At 65.6% G+C, this 18,051-nt stretch carries 14 protein-coding genes, 1 tRNA gene and 1 pseudogene; 5 read left to right on the top strand and 11 right to left on the bottom strand.

All coding sequences use genetic code 11. From position 1 onward, the window contains the following. Window positions 1-11 precede the first annotated feature (11 nt). The 4 genes from EJI00_RS05505 to EJI00_RS05490 all read left to right on the top strand — a co-directional run bounded on the left by EJI00_RS05505 (window position 12) and on the right by EJI00_RS05490 (window position 3,903). Window positions 12-671 (top strand): response regulator, encoded by a 660-nt coding sequence (locus tag EJI00_RS05505; RefSeq protein ID WP_126746463.1) that lies wholly within the window; start codon window positions 12-14, stop codon window positions 669-671. After that, complete coding sequence (locus EJI00_RS05500) at window positions 668-1,999, top strand: ATP-binding protein (protein ID WP_126746462.1); 1,332 nt, start codon at window positions 668-670, stop codon at window positions 1,997-1,999. Before EJI00_RS05505 ends, EJI00_RS05500 begins: the two co-directional genes overlap by 4 nt. Before the next feature lie 103 nt (window positions 2,000-2,102). Beyond that, entirely contained in the window at window positions 2,103-3,572 is a 1,470-nt protein-coding gene (locus EJI00_RS05495) for a DegQ family serine endoprotease (RefSeq protein WP_126746461.1), read from the top strand. A gap of 28 nt (window positions 3,573-3,600) precedes the next feature. Further along, window positions 3,601-3,903, top strand: a complete 303-nt coding sequence (locus tag EJI00_RS05490; RefSeq protein WP_126746460.1) for a hypothetical protein — start codon at window positions 3,601-3,603, stop codon at window positions 3,901-3,903. A 35-nt stretch (window positions 3,904-3,938) separates the two neighbouring features. On the opposite strand, the gene EJI00_RS05485 is transcribed toward EJI00_RS05490, so the two are convergent. The 5 genes and pseudogenes from EJI00_RS05485 to EJI00_RS25560 form a co-directional block, all read right to left on the bottom strand. Beyond that, on the bottom strand, window positions 3,939-4,154 hold the full coding sequence (locus tag EJI00_RS05485) for a hypothetical protein (protein ID WP_126746459.1): 216 nt from the start codon (window positions 4,152-4,154) through the stop codon (window positions 3,939-3,941). Between the two features lie 125 nt (window positions 4,155-4,279). Continuing rightward, window positions 4,280-4,483, bottom strand: coding sequence for a hypothetical protein (locus EJI00_RS05480; RefSeq protein ID WP_126746458.1), 204 nt, complete (start codon window positions 4,481-4,483; stop codon window positions 4,280-4,282). A gap of 407 nt (window positions 4,484-4,890) precedes the next feature. Next, window positions 4,891-5,739, bottom strand: a complete 849-nt coding sequence (locus EJI00_RS05475; RefSeq protein ID WP_126746457.1) for an OmpA family protein — start codon at window positions 5,737-5,739, stop codon at window positions 4,891-4,893. Between the two features lie 34 nt (window positions 5,740-5,773). Then, window positions 5,774-9,820, bottom strand: coding sequence for a beta strand repeat-containing protein (locus tag EJI00_RS05470; RefSeq protein WP_409514005.1), 4,047 nt, complete (start codon window positions 9,818-9,820; stop codon window positions 5,774-5,776). Between the two features lie 51 nt (window positions 9,821-9,871). Further along, a pseudogene (locus EJI00_RS25560) lies at window positions 9,872-10,714 on the bottom strand (ESPR-type extended signal peptide-containing protein); the annotation flags it as partial. A gap of 1,406 nt (window positions 10,715-12,120) precedes the next feature. Here EJI00_RS25560 and EJI00_RS05465 point away from each other — a divergent pair. Continuing rightward, window positions 12,121-12,411, top strand: coding sequence for a hypothetical protein (locus EJI00_RS05465; RefSeq protein WP_126746455.1), 291 nt, complete (start codon window positions 12,121-12,123; stop codon window positions 12,409-12,411). A gap of 98 nt (window positions 12,412-12,509) precedes the next feature. Here EJI00_RS05465 and EJI00_RS05460 read toward each other — a convergent pair. The 6 genes from EJI00_RS05460 to EJI00_RS05435 form a co-directional block, all read right to left on the bottom strand. Continuing rightward, window positions 12,510-12,585 (bottom strand) — tRNA-Asn (locus tag EJI00_RS05460). A 90-nt stretch (window positions 12,586-12,675) separates the two neighbouring features. Continuing rightward, the gene (locus tag EJI00_RS05455; protein ID WP_126746454.1) at window positions 12,676-14,838 is read right to left on the bottom strand and encodes a TonB-dependent siderophore receptor; all 2,163 of its coding nucleotides are present in this window, start codon (window positions 14,836-14,838) and stop codon (window positions 12,676-12,678) included. A gap of 10 nt (window positions 14,839-14,848) precedes the next feature. Beyond that, window positions 14,849-15,781, bottom strand: coding sequence for a thiamine phosphate synthase (gene thiE, locus EJI00_RS05450; protein ID WP_126746453.1), 933 nt, complete (start codon window positions 15,779-15,781; stop codon window positions 14,849-14,851). Continuing rightward, window positions 15,778-16,605 carry a thiazole synthase gene (locus EJI00_RS05445; protein ID WP_126746452.1) on the bottom strand — a complete coding sequence of 276 codons (828 nt, stop codon included), beginning with the start codon at window positions 16,603-16,605 and terminating at the stop codon, window positions 15,778-15,780. The genes thiE and EJI00_RS05445 overlap by 4 nt, the downstream gene beginning before the upstream one ends. Window positions 16,606-16,638: 33 nt before the next feature. Further along, window positions 16,639-16,842: a sulfur carrier protein ThiS gene (thiS, locus tag EJI00_RS05440; RefSeq protein ID WP_126746451.1), complete on the bottom strand. Its 204-nt coding sequence runs from the start codon at window positions 16,840-16,842 to the stop codon at window positions 16,639-16,641. Then, entirely contained in the window at window positions 16,839-17,930 is a 1,092-nt protein-coding gene (locus EJI00_RS05435) for an FAD-dependent oxidoreductase (protein ID WP_126746450.1), read from the bottom strand. The genes thiS and EJI00_RS05435 overlap by 4 nt, the downstream gene beginning before the upstream one ends. Window positions 17,931-18,051 lie beyond the last annotated feature (121 nt).

Raw genomic sequence — 18,051 nt, 5'->3', positions numbered from 1 at the left:
TCACAACAACCATGCGACTGCTGCTTCTGGAAGACGACGTGATGATCGGCGAGGCCGTGCTCGACCTGCTTCGGGCCGAGCAATACGCGGTGGACTGGGTGAAAGACGGCGAGGCGGCCGAGTCCGCATTGCGCACCCAGCAATACGACCTGGTGTTGCTCGACCTGGGCGTGCCCCGCCGCGACGGGCTCGAGGTGCTGCGCAGCCTGCGCGCCCGCAAGCAGCGCATGCCCGTGCTGATTGCCACCGCGCGCGACTCTGTGCAGCAGCGCATCGAAGGGCTCGACGCGGGCGCCGACGACTACGTGCTCAAACCCTACGACCTGGACGAACTGCTGGCACGCATCCGGGCACTGCTGCGCCGCGCGGCCGGGCGTGCCGAGCCGGTGTACGAGCACATGGGCGTGAGCATCAATCCCGCCACGCGCGAGGTCTCGGTCGCAGGCCAGCCGGTGATACTTTCGGCCCGTGAATGGGCGGTGCTCGAACCGCTGATCGCGCGGCCCGGCATGGTGCTGTCGCGCGCCCAGCTCGAAGAAAAGCTCTACAGCTGGAAGGATGAGATCAGCAGCAACGCGGTCGAGGTGTACGTGCACGGCCTGCGCAAGAAGCTGGGCGCCGAACTGATCCGCAACGTGCGCGGCGTGGGCTACATGGTGCCCAAGGCATGATCCGCGCGCTGACGGGGTCGCTGCGCGCGCGCCTGCTGTGGTTTCTGCTTGTGGCCATTGTGCTGGCCGCCGGGGCGCAGGCGGTGGTGGCCTATCGCACGGTGCTGAAGGAGGCCGACGACATCTTCGACTACCACATGCAGCAGATGGCGCTTTCGCTGCGTGCCGGGCTGCCGCCGAGCGCGGCCGTCGGCGGCATCGGCAGCGGCGAGCAGAACTTCGAGTTCGTGGTGCAGGTGTGGACGGCCGACGGCGTGCGTATTTTCGAATCCGCCGAGCAGGCCGCATTGCCGCAACTGGCGGTGCTGGGTTTTGCCGACGTGCGTGCGCGCGGCACCACGTACCGCGTGTTCTCGATGCAGACGAGCGGGCTGGTCATCCAGGTGGCGCAAGACATGGCGGCGCGGCGCAACATGGCCGGCGCGCTGGCCTTGCGCACCATTGCGCCCGTGGCGCTCATGGCGCCGCTGCTCATGCTCATCGTGTGGTGGGTGGTGAGCCTTTCGCTCGCGCCCGTGGCACGCGTGCGCACGCAGGTTGCATCGCGGCAAGCCGACGATCTTTCCGCCGTGAGCGAGGAAGGCCTGCCCGACGAAGTACGCCCATTGGTGCAAGAACTCAACCTGCTGTTCGACCGGGTGCGCCACGCCTTCGATGCGCAAAAGCACTTTGTGGCCGATGCCGCGCATGAGCTTCGTTCGCCGCTTGCCGCACTGAAGCTGCAGGTGCAGGGCCTGCAGCGCGCGCCCGACGACGCCGCGCGCGATCTTGCCGTGAGCCGGCTGGTTGCGGGTATCGACCGCGCCACGCGGCTCGTCGAGCAGATGCTGGCGCTGGCCCGGCACGAGGCCAGCATGGCCGCAGGCGCAAAGCCCGAACCGGTCGACCTTGCCGAAACCGCGCGACTGGCCATTTCGGACACGGTCGCGGCGGCGCAGGCACGGTGTATCGACATCGGCATTTCGCATGCGGACGACGCCGCCGTGGTGAACGGCCAGCCGGAGGCGCTGCGCATGCTGCTGCGCAACCTGGTCGACAACGCCGTGAAGTACACACCCGAAGGCGGGCGCGTCGACGTGGGCATTGCGGTGCAAGGCGGGGGCGTGGAGCTCAGCGTGGACGACAGCGGACCCGGCCTGCCCGAGGAGGAGCGCGGGCGGGTGCTCGACCGCTTCTATCGTTCTGGCGAGCCGCAGGCGCCGGGCAGCGGCCTGGGGCTGGCCATCGTCAAGTCGATTGCCGACCTGCATGGCGCCACGGTAGCGCTCGCGGCCTCGCCGACGCTGGGCGGCTTGCGGGCGGTGGTGCGTTTTCCGGCCAAGGCCTGAGTTCTTCTCCAATTCGAGCCGCGCTTTAAGGCGCGCTTAAGTCAGCGGGCCGACATTCCTTTCATCGTGTTTGCGTGCAGACGCATTGAAAGGAAAGCTAGAAATGAACACCCGCCTGACTTCTCCCTCCGCCCTGGTTCTTGCCCTGGCGACCGCCGGGGTGATCGGCGCCGTTGGTGCCGGCGCCTACACCAGTGCCGTGAGCGCGCCGACCAACGCCACGCCCATCGCCGCAGCCCCCGCAATGGTCACGCTGCCCGACTTCTCCACCATCACCACGCGGGACGGCCCCGCGGTGGTCAACATCAGCGTGACCGGCACGGCAAAAGCCTCCGACACCGAGGCCGCCGCCGAGATGCAGGGCATCGACCCCGACGACCCGATGTTCCAGTTCTTCCGCCGCTTCCAGGGCCAGATGGGCCCGCGCGGCCAGCAGCGCGATGTGCCGGTGCGGTCGCAGGGCTCGGGTTTCATCGTGAGCCCCGACGGCCTCATCATGACCAACGCGCACGTCGTGAAGGGCGCCAAGGAAGTCACCGTCAAGCTGACCGACCGCCGCGAATACCGTGCGAAGGTGCTCGGCGCCGACGCCAAGACCGACATCGCGGTGCTCAAGATCGACGCGAAGAACCTGCCCACGCTCGCCCTGGGCAACACCAAGGACCTGAAGGTCGGTGAATGGGTGCTGGCCATCGGCTCGCCCTTCGGTTTCGAGAGCACCGTCACCGCCGGCGTCGTAAGCGCCAAGGGCCGTTCGCTGCCCGACGACAGCTACGTGCCGTTCATCCAGACCGACGTGGCGGTGAACCCCGGCAACTCGGGTGGGCCGCTGCTCAACACGCGCGGCGAGGTGGTCGGCATCAACTCGCAGATCTACAGCCGCAGCGGCGGCTACCAAGGCGTGTCGTTCGCCATTCCGATCGACGTGGCCGTGCAGGTGAAAGACCAGATCGTTGCCACCGGCAAGGCCACGCATGCGCGCCTGGGCGTGGCGGTGCAAGAGGTGAACCAGGCCTTTGCCGATTCGTTCAAGCTCGACAAGCCCGAGGGCGCGCTGGTCTCCAACATCGAGAAGGGCGGCCCTGGCGACAAGGCCGGCCTGAAGGCGGGCGACGTGATCCGCAAGGTGGACGGCCAGCCCATCGTCTCGTCGGGCGACCTGCCCGCCGTCATCGGGCAGCAGACGCCGGGCAAGAAGGTCACGCTCGAAGTGTGGCGCCAGGGCGAGCGCCAGGAGCTTTCCGCGAAGCTCGGTGATGCGAGCGACAAACCTACGCAGATCGCAAAGGCCGACAGCGCCGCGGGGCAGGGCAAGCTCGGCCTTGCGCTGCGGCCCCTGCAGCCGCAGGAAAAGCGCGAAGCCGCCATCGAGAACGGCCTGCTGGTCGAAGATGTCGCGGGGCCGTCGGCCATTGCGGGGGTGCAGGCGGGCGACGTGCTGCTGGCCATCAACGGCACGCCCGCCAAGAGCCTGGAGCAGGTGCGCGAAGTGGTGGCCAAGGCCGACAAGTCGGTCGCGCTTTTGATCCAGCGCGGTGAAGACAAGATCTTCGTGCCGGTTCGCATCGGCTGAGGTACGCCGCCACGCTTTTGCGCACAACATGAGCTCATCCATCGGCGGCCTTTCGGCCCACATCCTGCCCACGTCGGCCACCATGATCGGCGTGTGCATGACGGTGATGTCGATCGGCCACCTGGGCCCTCGCGACGACCTGCGGCTGGTCATCGACCGCATGCTGGCGATCGACGCGTTGGTCTTCCTGGCCAGCGCGCTGCTGTCGTTCATCTCGATGCGGTCGCGCAAATCGGGGGCTCGCCTGGAAGCCTGGGGCGAGGTGGTCTTCATTGCCGGACTCGCGATGCTGGCGCTGGGCGCCGTGACGCTGGCGTTTGCCTTGCGCTGACGCGGAAGCCGCTGGCGCCGCGCGGCGCGCGCGCTTCAGGACTCTTTGTTGCCCGCGTCTTTTGGGGGCACTTGCGCGTCGAGCTCGTCCTTGATGCCTTTGTCCCCGCGCATGGCCAGGTAGAGCGCGGCCCCCAAGCCGATCACCGCGACCGAGATCAGGGCGAAGAGGCCTCCGCCAAAGGCCCACCACCAGAACAAACCGCTTGCAACAAGAAGCAGCGCAACCAAGAGTAAAGAATTCACGTGCATGGACCGAGCCGATAGTACATTGGCGGTAATGTACGCGGCGTTACTGTTTAGCGGCTGACTCGCACTCTGGGAAATACCCTCTTTTTGCGAAATTTCGCGTGCGCGAAGGCTTTGGCCGGCTTCACTTACGGATTGCGTGGCGGTGCGATGTCATAGGCCTCGCGCAAGTTTTCAAGCTGCTCCTGCGCCACGCGAAAGCACTCCTGAAGCTGCTCCGCCGTCGGCTCCGGATAGCCCGGCGGTGGTTGCAGCGCATTGCCCAGACGTTCCCACGCCGCCTCCCAGGCGAGCTTCGAGAGGGCGCGCGCATCCGAAGACCTCGACATCATCTTCCTCCGGTTTTTTTGATGGGGTCAATGATGCGGGCTTACTCTCAAGATTCAAGAGGGGTGGGGTAGCCCTCCAGGCTTCGGCAACGGCCTCGGGCAGCAGCTGAAACTCAACTTGGCCAACGGCTATGGCCGCGCGCTCGCGCTGCACTGCAAGGTGCAGCAGCGCGAGCGTACAAATCACCGTCGCCATTGCGGCAATCACCCACCAAAGAGCCCTTGTCGCTTGCGAATCGGGGTCGTTTCTCTTGTCACGATCTTCCATCTCAACCTCCTAATCGAGAACGGAAGATCGAGTTGTTTCAAAATCACAGATGTCAGACAAAGCCGCGACTGTTTGTAACGCGGCTACCGAGCAAAGGCTTGCCCTTGAAGCGGGCCCGGCGAGTTACGCCGAGCCCGGTCGTTCAGCTTCCGCCGAAGACCTCGATCTCTACGCGGCGGTTGGGCGCCAGGCAGTCGATGAGCTCCGCGCGCCTGGTTTGCGCGCATTGCACCTTCGGTTCCGATTCGCCCTTGCCTTGCACCTGCACGGTCTGCGCCGGCACGCCGGACTGCGCCAGATAGTTGCGAACGGTGTTGGCACGCGCCAGCGAGAGGGCGTTGTTGTAGGTGCTGCTGCCCAGGCGATCAGTGTGGCCCGTCACCCGGACGGCATCCACCGACTTGACGCTGCTCTTGATCTCGCCAGCCAGGGCCTCCAGCTTGCGTCGGCCCTCGGGCAGCAGGTCGGCCAGCGAGCTGCCGTCGAAGCGGAAGAGGCCATCGGCGCCCAGCGTGACCTTGCGCGGCGCAGCCGGGGCCGCCCCGGCCGGCCGTTCGGCCACCGGGACCGCGCGCGGCGCCAGCACGTCGCCGCAACCGGCGGGCAGCCAATGGAATGTCTGCGCCTTGTAGTCCTTGTCGAAGATCGCCTTGTACTGGCAGGTGGTGACCCCGCCGCCCGGCTTGCGGAAGTGAAAGATGTAGTCCCACTCGCGCGGGCCCGCCATGCCTTCCCTGAAATGCGGGCGGCCGAGCAGGTCGTACAGCTGGTCCTTGGTGACGCCCGGTGCCACCGCGCGCAGGTTGTCCAGGTTGGGGAACGTGCCTTCCTTCAGCCAGGCGTCGTGCTCCACGCTGGGGAAGACCACCTCGGTGGCCTTGCCGTCGTCGGTGATGCCCTTGCTCACGTAAGAGCTGCAGCCCTGCAGAACCAGAATGGCGGCGGCTCCCAGTGCGACGGCCGAGAAGCGATGGATTTGCGTTTTGGTCATGATGATGTTGTTCCTCTTGTTTCGGGCCGTCGGCTTACCAATGGAAGCCCGCGCCGGCCGCCACGCCAACCTTGCCGCGCGAGTTGGCCGAGCCGCTGAACTTGACGACCCAGCGGCCGTTGTCCGAAAGCTTCGACACGCCAAGGGCAAGGGCGGCCTGGCCGTCGAAGCCCGCAACGCCCGCCGACACCATGCTCTTGCCCGGGATGTAGGCCTGCGGCATGTTGGCCATTGCCATCGCACCCGCGGCACCGGCGCTGGCGTCCTTGGCAATGCTGCGGATCTCGCCGCCCAGGGAGTTCACGCGCGCATCGGTGTAGGCGTTGGCGCCCGCAATGCCGGCGTTCAGCTGGTTCACGTTGACCGCGTCGGTGCCGGCCACACCGGGTGCCACGTTGTGCACCGTGACCGGGCCCGTCGCGCCGCTGCCGCCCATGCTCACGCTGTTGTAGTTGATCGAGCCGTCCGGGTTGGTGTCGTACTTGACCGTCGACTGGTCGATCACCGCCACCACGCCTTGCACCCCGCGCAGCTGCGACACATTGACCGCGTCGCTGTCGGCCGTGCCTGCTGCCACGCCGGTGATCTGGCGGAACTGCCCGTTGGCCGCATCGCCCACCGACACCGCCGCCAGTGTGCTGGTCGTTGCGCCGATGGCAATGCGCTGCGCATCGGTCGCCGTGGGCGGCACGAAGCCCGCCACGCCCGCCGCGGTGGAGGCCACGGAACCCGCGCCCAATGCCACGCCGCCGGCTTGCGTCACGCTGCTGCCTGCGCCCAGTGCCACGCCCTGAGCCCCGGCGGCCGACGCGTTGGTGCCCATTGCAATCGAGTCCGCCAGATGCGAAGTCGCACCTTGGCCAATGGCAATGCCACCCGGCGCGCTTTGCTGCACGATGGCGCCGTTGCCGATGCCCACGCCGTTGTTGCCGTTGACCACCGTCTGCGGCCCGACCGCCACCGACTCGGCGCCAATGGCCAGCGAATCCGCCGCCGTGGAGTTGGCGTGGAAGTACAGCGTGGGCGTGACGGCAAACGATTGCAGCGCACCGCTGAGCTGCCGCACCGTGACTGCGTCCTGCGACTGTGTGCCGTCGGCCACGTTGGTGATCTGGCGGTACGTGGTGGCGCTGCCGACCGAGAGCGCGCCGAGCAGCGTGCGGTCGGTGGTGTTGTATTCGATCAGGCTGCTGCCGGCCGGAATGCTGCCGGTCGAGGGCGCCACGAAGCGGTCGGAAACCGAGCCTGAGCCGAGTGCAATGGCCCCGTCGACCGTGGCCGCCGCATCCTTGCCCGACGCAATGGCGTCGGCGCCGGTTGCGCCCAGGTTGTCCTCGTTGCCGCCGCCGGTGGAGTTGACGCTGTAGTACTTGGTCTTGCTGCCGGCCACCGTGGAGTTCAACTGGGTCAGGTTGACAACGTCCGTGGCGGCCGTTCCGGCTGCCACGTTCGTGATCTGCGTGCCGCCGGCGTTGATGCCGGTGGTCGTGACGCTCGGTCCTCCCACGATGGTCAGGCCGTTGTTGTCGATCCTGGTATTGCCTGTGGTCACGGAGGTGAAGGTCGGATTTGCCACCACATCGACCCTGATCTGGTTGCCCGTGCGCGTGACGGTCGTATTGCTGCCGTTGGCGAAGTCTGCCGTTGCGCCTGGCGCAATGTTTTGCGGCGTCGCCTCGCCATTGGCACTCAGGTTCCATCCCTTGCCCGCTGTCGTTGCCGCCGCCTCGATCGCCTGGTTGGTCTGGTACAGCTGGCTGCCGTTGATCGCATCGGTGCTGGATGCAGAGAGCCGGCCCGCGGCCACGTTGGTGATCGTGCGTTCACCGCCCACTGTGCCGACGCTGACCGTGCCCACAGGCGTGATGCCCTGGAAGTTGTAGGTCGTGCCATTGATCACGGTACTGGGCGTGCCGACGGCTGTTGCCGTGGCCGAGCCCGCACCCAGCGCCACGCTGTTGGCCGTGCTGGCCGTGGCGCCCAGGCCCATGGCCACACTGGAGGCACCTGCGGCCGTTGCGCCCTTGCCCGACGCGATGGCGTCGGCGCCGGTTGCGCCCAGGTTGTCCTCGTTGCCGCCGCCGGTGGAGTTGACGCTGTAGTACTTGGTCTTGTTGCCGGCGACCGTGTTGTTCAGCTGGGTCAGGTTGACAGCATCCGTGGCGGCCGTTCCGGCTGCCACGTTCGTGATCTGCGTGCCACCGGCGTTGATGCCGGTGGTCGTTACGCTCGGTCCCCCCACGATGGTCAGGCCGTTGTTGTCGATCCTGGTATTGCCTGTGGTCACGGAGGTGAAGGTCGGATTTGCCACCACATCGACCCTGATCTGGTTGCCCGTGCGCGTGACGGTCGTATTGCTGCCGTTGGCGAAGTCTGCCGTTGCGCCTGGCGCAATGTTTTGCGGCGTCGCCTCGCCATTGGCACTCAGGTTCCATCCCTTGCCCGCTGTCGTTGCCACAGCCTCTACCGCCTGGTTGGTCTGGTACAGCTGGCTGCCGTTGATCGCATCGGTGCTGGTTGCAGAGAGCCGGCCCGCCGCCACGTTGGTGATCGTGCGTTCGCCGCCCACCACGCCCGTGCCGACGCTGACCGTGCTCGTCGGCGTGGTGCCCGCGAAGTTGTAGGTCGTGCCATTGATCACGGTGCTGGGCGTCGCCACCGGAGCGGCAGTCACCGAACCGGAGCCCAGCGCCACGTCGCGCGCATTGTTCGCAACCGCTGTGTCGCCGAACGCCACCGCGCCCGCGGCCAGTGCCTTGCTGGTGCTGCCGATCGCGACGCTCCCTTGGCCGATCACCGTGTTCTGGTAGCCAATGCCGACCGCGCCCTGTGCCGCCGTGCCGGCCACGCTGACCGCCTGGCCGCCGCCGCCCACCATGTTGGTGTTGCCCATTGCCACGGAGCCGTTGCCGGTGGCCGTGTTGTCCATGCCGTTCGCAACCGCGCCGTCGCCGGTCGCGGTGTTCGGATCGCCGATGGCAACCGCGCCGTTGCCGTTGGCAACGTTGCCGGAGCCGATGGAAACCGAGCGGCCGCCGGTGGCGGTGGCGTTGGTGCCGATTGCAACCGCTTCGGCCGAGTTGGCAATCGCGGAAGTACCGATGGCGATTGCGTTGCCCGCGCTCGCATTCGCGTTCAGGCCGATCGACGTCGTCGCGTTGCTCGCGACGCGGATGCCGGCGTTGGTGCCGATGGCGATGTTGTCGTTGCCACTTACCAGGCTGCCTGCCGCAGCGTCCAAAGTGGCATCGTAGGCCACCGAGCCGTCGCCTGTGCCGAAGGCGACGTTGCGCGTTCCAGTGACGCCTGAACCCGCGCCCCGCATCACGCTCGCAGTGCCGCCGCCGATGGCTGTGTTCAGCGCACCGGTAACCAGTGCCCCGGATGCGATACCCAATGCGACTGAACCGGTATTGCCAGCCGTCGAGCCCGCACCGGCACCCTGGCCGACCGCAACCGTACTGGTACCCATCGCGAGCGCTTGCGCCCCGAGCGCAAGCGAACTATTTCCTACCGCTCGAGCGGCATTGCCGACGGCGGTGGCCGCGTCGTCGGTTGCCTCTGCCTGATTGCCTAGCGCGACGGTGCGAAGCCCAAGCGCTTTGCTGCTCCATCCCCCGGCAAATGCAAAGTCGGCCCCGGCCGTGGCGCTGACGCCGACCGCAGTGGAGTTCGCTCCCGAGGCATTGGCGAAGGTGCCCAACGCGCTGGCGCCAGCGGCGGTGGCAGTGGCGGCAGCGCCCAACGCGACCGCATTGATGTTGCTGGCGACCGTGCTGGTACCTACCGCGACTGCAGATGTCGAGGTCGCATTCGCGTTCAGGCCGATCGACGTCGTCCCGCTGACCGTGACGCCGATGCCGGCGTTGGTGCCGATGGCGATATTGTCGTTGCCGCTGACCAGGCTGCCTGCCGAAGCCTTCAAGGTCCCGGCGTAGGTTACCGAGCCGTCGCCCGTGCCGAAGGCGACGTTGCGCGTGCCCGTGACGCCCGAACCCGCGCCCCGGGTCACGCTCTCAACGCCACCGCCAATGGCGGTGTTCTGCGCGCCGGAGACAAGTTGTCCCGCGGCAATACCCACGGCGACCGAACCCGTATTGGCGCTCGTCGAGGCCGCACCGGCCCCTTGGCCGACTGCAACTGTGCCGTCCCCGATCGCCCGGGCGGTCGCGCCGAGAGCCGTGGCTGAGTAGCCGCTGGCCCCGGCTTGGAAGCCAATTGCAGTGGCACGCTCCCCACTGGAGTTCACGTCTGTACCGATGGCAATTGCTGACTCCGCGGACGCTCCGGTTCCAGTGGTGCGCGAACCCAAGTAAATGGAGTTGGTGCCTGAGGCAAGGGCTGCGGCGCCAACAGACACACCATTGAATCCCGAACTGTTGGCACCGCTGCCGACTGCGACCACGCCCTCCGCCGTGCCACGGGCTTGCACGCCCAGGGCAATGCCGAATTTCCCGGTTACTAGCGACTGCACGCCGACGCCGATGGACCCCGAGCCGCTGGAGGTTACGTCTGTGCCGATGGCAATCGCGCTCTCGGCCAATGCACCTGTCGCGGGGCCGGTGCGCGCACCCAGGTAAAGGGCATTGGTCGCAGAGGCAAGGGCTTGGTAACCAAGAGTGGTGGCATTCAGGCCCGTACTGGCGGCATTGAAACCTATAGCCGTGGCTCCGCCGAGAGTCGCTTGCGACTGAAAACCCGCGCACGTCGCACTGCCGCTGTAAAAGTTGTACGGCGCCGCAGAGCAATTCACCTGCGCCTCAGCCCAAGAGCCCCACCCCAATCCGCTCATCGCCAGCAGCGCAGTCAGAACACCCCTGCGTAAACGTCGAGGCGGGAGTGAGGCCAGTGCGCTACCCCCAGCGGAACCTGACACGCAACTTCCACTGTGCTTACCTCGAGCACTGGTGGTCTCCGGCGCCGCAACCCAGGCCCCGAGGGATTCGTTCCAAAGTGATCGATAAGTATTGTTCATGTGCCCCATCCGTGCGTATAGAAGTGTTAATGAGCGGTCGTGGCCGCTCAAATTTGCAAAATCGCGAATAACGTTTTGCAAACAAATCTTAGAAGAGGCAGAGAACGTTACAACTGCTCAATGTCTCATTTTGGAGTCATCTTGTCGGTCGATAAAAAACTTCAATGGCAGCTTATTTGCCGGTAGTAATATGAAGTTACTCTTGGAATTAGTTTTTCGCCTGCGTCATTCGACACTCGCAGATCGGGCGGAGGTTCTAGAAGCGGAATTTCTTGGTGCGCGCGGGGCGGGCAGGTTAGACGCTCTCGGACGGGCTGTCTGCTGCATACAAGCTTTCCAGTGGCCCCGGACCGCAGCTCGACCGAAAGGAAGCTCAGCCGCAAGCCGCGACTGACTGATAGTTAAAAATAAATCGACGCATTGCAACTGCGCAATCGATGTTGTAGCCGCGCCGCCAGTTTTGACAATATTTGTATTTTTGGCGCCTGCCATTCTTCTAAAAACATGCTATAGATGAGTTGTGCGCACACATTGAGGGCAGGCTTGGCTTCGTATCATGTCGGCTGAGGTGCAAAGTTTTGAATTCAACTAGGTTCTGCCGACTGCGCAGCGCCAAATATTCGGCAATTGTTGAATTGGTAAAACGGGCTGCACGAGTGCCTGCATTGAATTTTTTGCCTGTAGTGCCAGAGTGCGTGAGCAGCCGACGCTAGTTCCGTTGCCTCCAAGAAGAGCTTCTTGAGCGGGGTCTAGACTGTATAAAAATACAGTATCATTGCCGGGCTGGTTTCCGGCCCATAAGTCGGCCAAGTCCGACAACCCGGCCGGCCCTCCAAACCTAATTTGCCGTTGCCCCGATCCTTGGTTTTTCCTCTCGGGGCCCTTGACGTGGCGACATCGTCAGGGCTTCCGCCCAGCCTTCGGGCTGGGTTTTTTTTGCTTGAGCACGGGATGAGATCTCCCACCTTTGCAAAGAACCCGACGAGGTCGCGCTTGAGCTTGGCGGCTTTGCCATCGCGGTCGATGCGGCCCCACGAGCCGAGCACCTGCGTCCAGCCCGCGCGCCTGGTTGTCTTCGGGCGCGCAAATGCCTACGGCCGGATCACGATCTGAGGCTGTATGACGACAGTGGGTGGCTCCACTGGCTGGGGCGACGCATAGTAGGGGCCGTCATATTGCCAAGGGCGTGCCGAGTGCTCCTTGCACTGGCGGCAAGGGCCAAGGGGCAGCGCTGGCATTTCATGGTGTGCTCCAATAAATGTGAATACTTCCCATATCCTACCCGCTCCAAGACTGCTGTCTGACAAGGTGGGCAGGGCAAGGCGATACCTTCGAGTCCTCCATGACGGAGCGATGCGGGCAGGTGTCGGCATCGAAGAAAAAAACGCATCCAACGAGGTTCAGCCATGCCGTTGTTCTACTTGCTAAGCCTGCAGACTGCCTTGCTGCCCAAGGTGGTGACGAGACCCGAAGATGTTCAATATGTGAGCGTGTTGAAAGCCACCGGGCTTGTCGAAGCGGACATCGCGCCGGCGTCCGATGCAGGTGGCAAGTACCACATTGCCCGGACAGCCACGGTGACGCGCATCACCGAAGACGGCTTGGCGGAAATCAACAAGATGCTGCATGAACCCCGGCGAATGGCGAGGACGCTGCAGATCGCCAGAAACAAGATGCGGCGTTCTTCGTTGGCTTGAACGCACTGCCTTTTGGCGATGCCAAATAGCCGCCTGAAAATGGAAATGCCCCGCTACCTTTTGGGTAGCGGGGCATCCAGAGGCCTTGCGGCTTGTAGTGGCTCCTCGACCTGGGCTCGAACCAGGGACCTACGGATTAACAGTCCGGCGCTCTACCAACTGAGCTATCGAGGAACAAGCCTCAGATTATAGCGTGGTTTTTTGAGCCTTTCGGGTGCGCGAATACGGCCGCGATAAATTTCTGCAGATTTTTTCGAGCGTCGCTCAGAGCGACACGCTCAAGCCCAGGCGCAGCGTGCGCGGCGCTCCGGGAAAGAGGTAGACATGGCCGAACTGGTAGGGCGATTCTTTCCAGTAGCGGCGATCGAACAGGTTGTCGACGGCGATGCTCCAGCTCGTCTGCACGCCGCGCAGCTTGATGTCGTAGCGCAGCACCGCATCGACACGCGTCCACGAGGGCAACGTGATCGAACCATCGGGCAATACGTTGCGACGGCCTTCGTGCGAAAGCTGTCCCAAGACCTCGAGGCCCGGCACCGACGCGACCCGGTAGGCCGCCTGCGCGCGCAGCACCTGCTTGGGCACATTGGTGGGCCATTGGCCGTTGATAGCTGGCTCAGCGGTGCTGCTGCGGCGCTTGGCATCCATCAGCGTGACGCTGCCGCCGAGACGCCAGGTCCCCGTGTTCCATTGCGCGCCCGCCTCGAGCCCGCGGTGCACCGCGCTGCCGTCGTAGCGGCCATCGCACGGCGTAATGAAGAGCCGGTTGCAGGCATCGAGATTGGTCATCGGCCGCTTGATGTCGAACCATGCGAGTTGCCAGTTGAAGACATCGCTGCCGCCCTTGAGCCCCAGTTCCCACTGGCGTGACGTCAACGCGGGCAACGCCTGGCCTGCGTTGCTGTACTGGTCACCCCTGTTCGGCACGACCTGTGATTCGACGCCTTTGCCCCAGCTTCCATAGGCGAGCAATCCGGGCTGGATGGCGTAGCTGACAGCAACCCACGGCGTGGTCACGCCTTGCTTGTAGCCTGTCGGGCTCGAGCCGTCGTTGCCAATGCTGCTGCGATCGAGCCGCGTATGGCGCGCGCCGAGCCAGGTGGTGAAGCGGTCGTTCCAGCGGATCGCATCCTGCACCGAGAGTTCGGTCGAACGCTCGTCGCGATGGGTCTGCGGTGTGAGCGCGTCGGGGCTCGGCGGCACCACGGCCGTGGCCCAGATGCTGCCGATGCCGGCGTAGTTGTAGGCCTGGTTCTGAAAGCGGTTGCGCACGCGGCTTGCGAGCAACCCGAAGCCCAGCTCGTGCCGCACGCTGCCGGTCATCACGTTGCCCTTGAGGTTCAGGCTGCCGGCGGTCTGCGTGCGCCGCTCGTTCTCGCTGCGAAAGTCGTAGAAGTCGAAAGTGCCGTCGGAGCAGTAGCGGTCGTAGTTGCCCTCGGCGCCGCAGCCGAACGCGTAGGCCAGGCGGTCATCGCTCTTGAGCCGCTGCTGTCCGATCTGCGCGCTCCAGCGCCAGTCGGCATTGCGCGCCTGGCTGAAGCGCACGCTGCCGGTGAGCGCATTGAATTCCGAAGGCTGCGACCACGGCTGGTTGTTCAGGTTGATTTTCGGATCGACCGGTGCGGGCAGCGTGTTGCCCAGCAGGCTGAATCCGTTCTGGCTGGGCTGCGTCTTGTGGCTGCGCTCGATTTCGAATTCGAGCACCGAGTCGCGCGTGATGCGCCAGTCGCCGGCCAGCGAAAACATGTTGCGGTTGCCGTCGAGGTTGTGCGTGAGCGGCTTGAGGTTTTCGTTCACCACGTTGAGCCGGTAACCAAATTTGCGATTTGCACCGAAGCGCCCGCCAAGATCGAGCGCGCCGAGCACGCTGCCGCGGCTGGTGGTTTCCAGGCGCAGCGTGCGCAGGTCTTGTTCGGTTGGCCGCTTGACCCCGTAGTTGATCAGCCCGCCGGGCGCGCTGGTGCCGGCCTGAATGCCGCTGGTGCCGCGCAAGATTTCAACGCGCTCCTTGTTGTCGAGTGGAATCGATGTCTCGGCGCTGATCGGCAAGCCCTCGCGCCGGTAGTTGAAGCGGTTGTCCAGCACAAAGCCGCGCACGGTCAGGTAGTCCCAGTAGCCGGCCGAGTTGTAGGCATCGGTCACCGAGGCGTCGAACTGCGTGAGGTCGGCAAGTCGGCGCGCGCCGCTCGCGCGAAGCTGCGTGCTGTCGATCACCGTGGCCGAAAGCGGCAACTCGCGCAACGGCACGTCGCCGAAGCCGCTCACATCGGCTTGCGGCGCCGCGTTGCTTTCGTTCACCGTGATGGCGGGTAACTCGGCTTGCTGCTGGGCATGCGCGCCGCAGGCGGCCAGAAGGAAGGCGGCGGCCATTGCGCGCGAAACGGGCGACAGCGGCCATGCGGGAAAAAGGAACTGCTTTGTTGTCATCTGGTTCTGTTCATGCGGAGGCTGCACTCATGGCCGCCATCCATTGCGCGGCCGTGGCCTCGGGGTCTTCTGCGGTGACAAGCGCGCGCACCACGGCAACGGAACCGACGCCGGTGGCAAGCACTTCGGGCAGGCGCACTGCATCGATGCCGCCGATGCCCACTTGCGGATAGCCGCGCAACAGGCGCGCATAGGCCGCAAGCCGTGCCACGCCCTGCGGGGCCGTCGCCATCTTCTTGAGGGTGGTTGGGTACACCGCACCCATGGCGATGTAGCTCGGGCTCACCGCATCGGCACGCACCATCTCGGCATAGCCGTGGGTGCTGACGCCGAGACGCAGGCCCGCATCGCGGATCTGCCGCACCTGTGCAGGCGAGAGCGCATCGAGGTCTTCCTGGCCAAGATGCACGCCGTACGCACCCGCGGCGATGGCCGTCTGCCAATGGTCGTTGATGAAAAGCAGCGCGCCGGTGCCGCGCACGGCGTCGACCGCAGCCTGCACTTCGCATTCGATGGTTGCCGCATCGTCCGACTTGAAGCGCAGCTGCACGGTGGGCACGCCCGCTCGCGCCATGCGGCCGACCCATTGCGCGTCTGGCAACACAGCGTAGAGGCCGAGCCGTTCGGGGCAGGGCGCAAACGCGTCGTTGCGCGCCGTGGGGGGGAACGCACGCATGCCGAAGTCGGCAGGCGTCTCGGGCCATTGGCTGGCATCGAATGCGCCGGTTCGCACCGTCTGTGCCCACCACGCTTGCGCGAGGCATTCGGCGTCGATGTCGATGAAGCCGAGCGCCGTGCAGGCCTGCTTCGCGCCGCGGTACACCGGGTCGTCCGAGGAAAAGCTGCCCGCCGAAATGGCCGCGGCCGTGATGGCACCGAAGCGCAGCCCATGGGCCGCGACGATGGCGTGGGCAACAGCCCGATGGTCGTTCAATGCGGTCATGCTGCGTGATGCCAGAAGGGTGTGCCGAGCACCGGCGTGCTCGGTTGCGCGGAGTCTTGCGCGGCCATGGCGCCGGAGCGGTAAGCGGCGCGGCCGGCCTGCACCGCGTCTGCGAAGGCGCCCGCCATCGACACCGGGTCTTGCGCGAGCGCAACCGCCGTGTTGAGCAGCACGCCGTCGTAGCCCCATTCCATGACCTGGCAGGCGTGCGAGGGCAGGCCCAGGCCCGCATCGACCAGCATCGGCACGCTCAGCCGCTCGCGCAGCAACTGCAGAGCGTAGGGGTTCACGGGGCCGCGTCCGGTTCCGATGGGCGCGGCCCACGGCATGACCGCCTGGCAACCCACGTCGACAAGGCGCTGGCACAGCACCAGGTCTTCGGTGCAATAGGGCAGCACCTGGAAGCCGTCGCGAATCAGCTGCGATGCGGCATCGACAAGGTTCAGCGTGTCCGGCTGCAGCGTGTAGTCGTCGCCGATGAGTTCGAGCTTGATCCACGGCGTGTCGAAAAGCTCGCGCGCCATCTGCGCCGTGGCAATCACTTCTTGCACGCTGTGGCAGCCGGCGGTGTTGGGCAGTACCGGCACCGCAAGGCGGCGCAGCAGTTCCCAGAAGCCATTGCCGCTGTCGCTTGCGCCGGGGCTCGCGGACTGGCGCCGCAGGGAGGCGGTCAGCATCGCGGGTTTGGCGCGCTTCACGGCGGCTTCGAGCAGGTCCGGCGAGGGATAGCGCGCGGTCCCCAGCAGCAGGCGGCTGTGGAAGGTCTGGCCATACAGAACCAGCGGATCGCCGTCTGGAATGGAAGAGATTGAAGAGGTGGTCATGGTGTGTGTTGTCTCCGTCGCTATGTCGTTTTTTCACCCGCCGGTCACAGGGCGGATCACTTCGATGCGGTCTTGGGGTTGCAGTGCGCGCGCCGCATAGGCTGAGCGCGGTACGAATTCGCGGTTCACGGCCACCGCAAAAGGCGGCACGGCGTTCAGCGCGGCGAGCGCATCCACCAGCGTGGCGCTTTCGGGTAGCGCAAAAGGCTTGTCGTTGATCAGCACGTCGATCGTCATGTGTCGAAAATCTCCAGGCCAAGGCTTTGCGCGAGCGCGGAGCGGCCATGCATCAGCAGCTCCATGGCGGCGTCGAGCACGGCGGGCGCGATCATGAAACCGTGGCGGTACAGCCCGTTGATCTGCAGCACGCGTGGGTGCGGCTGTCGGATGGCGGGCAGGTTGTCGGGCAGCGTGGGGCGGCACTGCGTTGCAATCTCCAGGATGCGGGCTTCGGCAAAACCGCTGTGCACCGCATAGGCGGCGCTCAGCAGCTCGAGCGTGGAGCGCACGCTGGCAGGCGACATGTCGTCCGATTCGATTTCGGTCGCGCCAATCACGAACACGCCGCCGGGCTTGGGCGCGATATAGAGCGGATAGCGGGGATGCACCAGCCGCGTCGGCCGCTGCAATGCCACCTCCGGTGCATGCACGCGAATGACTTCGCCGCGAACGCCGCGCAGTGCGCTCCATTGAGGCTTGGCGCCGAGGCCGCGGCAATCGATCACTCGCTCGGGCTGGCCGGGCGTGCCTGGAGAAAAATCTTCCGGTGCGCGTGGCGATTGCCAATGCAGTTTCACATCGGGGCTGGCTTGCAACGTAGCGAGCAGTGCGGCAAGCAATGCACGGTTGTCGAGCTGGCCTTCGCCCGGAAGGAACAACCCTTGTGCGAAGCGCTGGCCCAGCGAAGGTTCCAGCGCGGCAATGCCCAAGCCGTCGAGCGTCTGCATCGCGGCGAGTTCGGGCACCTGTGCGCCGGTTCGGGCCAGCACGCGCGCGAGCCGCGTTGCCTCGGCGGCATCCTGCCGATGCCACAGCACCAGCGTGCCTTCGCGCTGGAAGAACACAGGTTGTGCCAGCGGCGCCAGCAGTTCGGGCCAGCGGCTCAACGCGTACTGGCCCATGCGCACGACAGACACCGGGGTCACGGCCGACTCGGCCAGCGGCGCGAGCATTGCGGCCGCCACCCGCGCGGCCGCGCCTTCCGCCTCGGGGCTGCCTGCTTCGAACAGCTCGACCTTGCAACCCGCCCGCGCCAGCGTGACCGCGAGCAGCCGGCCCATCAGCCCCGCGCCGAGGATGGCGGCGGATTGAAATGGAAGGCTCATGGCTTTGCTCCTTCCCCCTCTGGGGGAAGGCCGGGATGGGGGCAGCCAGAGCGCCCGATGCATACGCCGCTTGCCCCCACCCCACCCCTCCCCCGGAAGGGGAGGGAGCAAGGCAGGGCCA

Source organism: Variovorax sp. DXTD-1 (assembly GCF_003984625.1).
Lineage (GTDB): Bacteria > Pseudomonadota > Gammaproteobacteria > Burkholderiales > Burkholderiaceae_C > Variovorax.
Note: the sequence above shows the minus strand (reverse complement) of the source record. Positions and strands in the feature narration are given on the sequence as shown.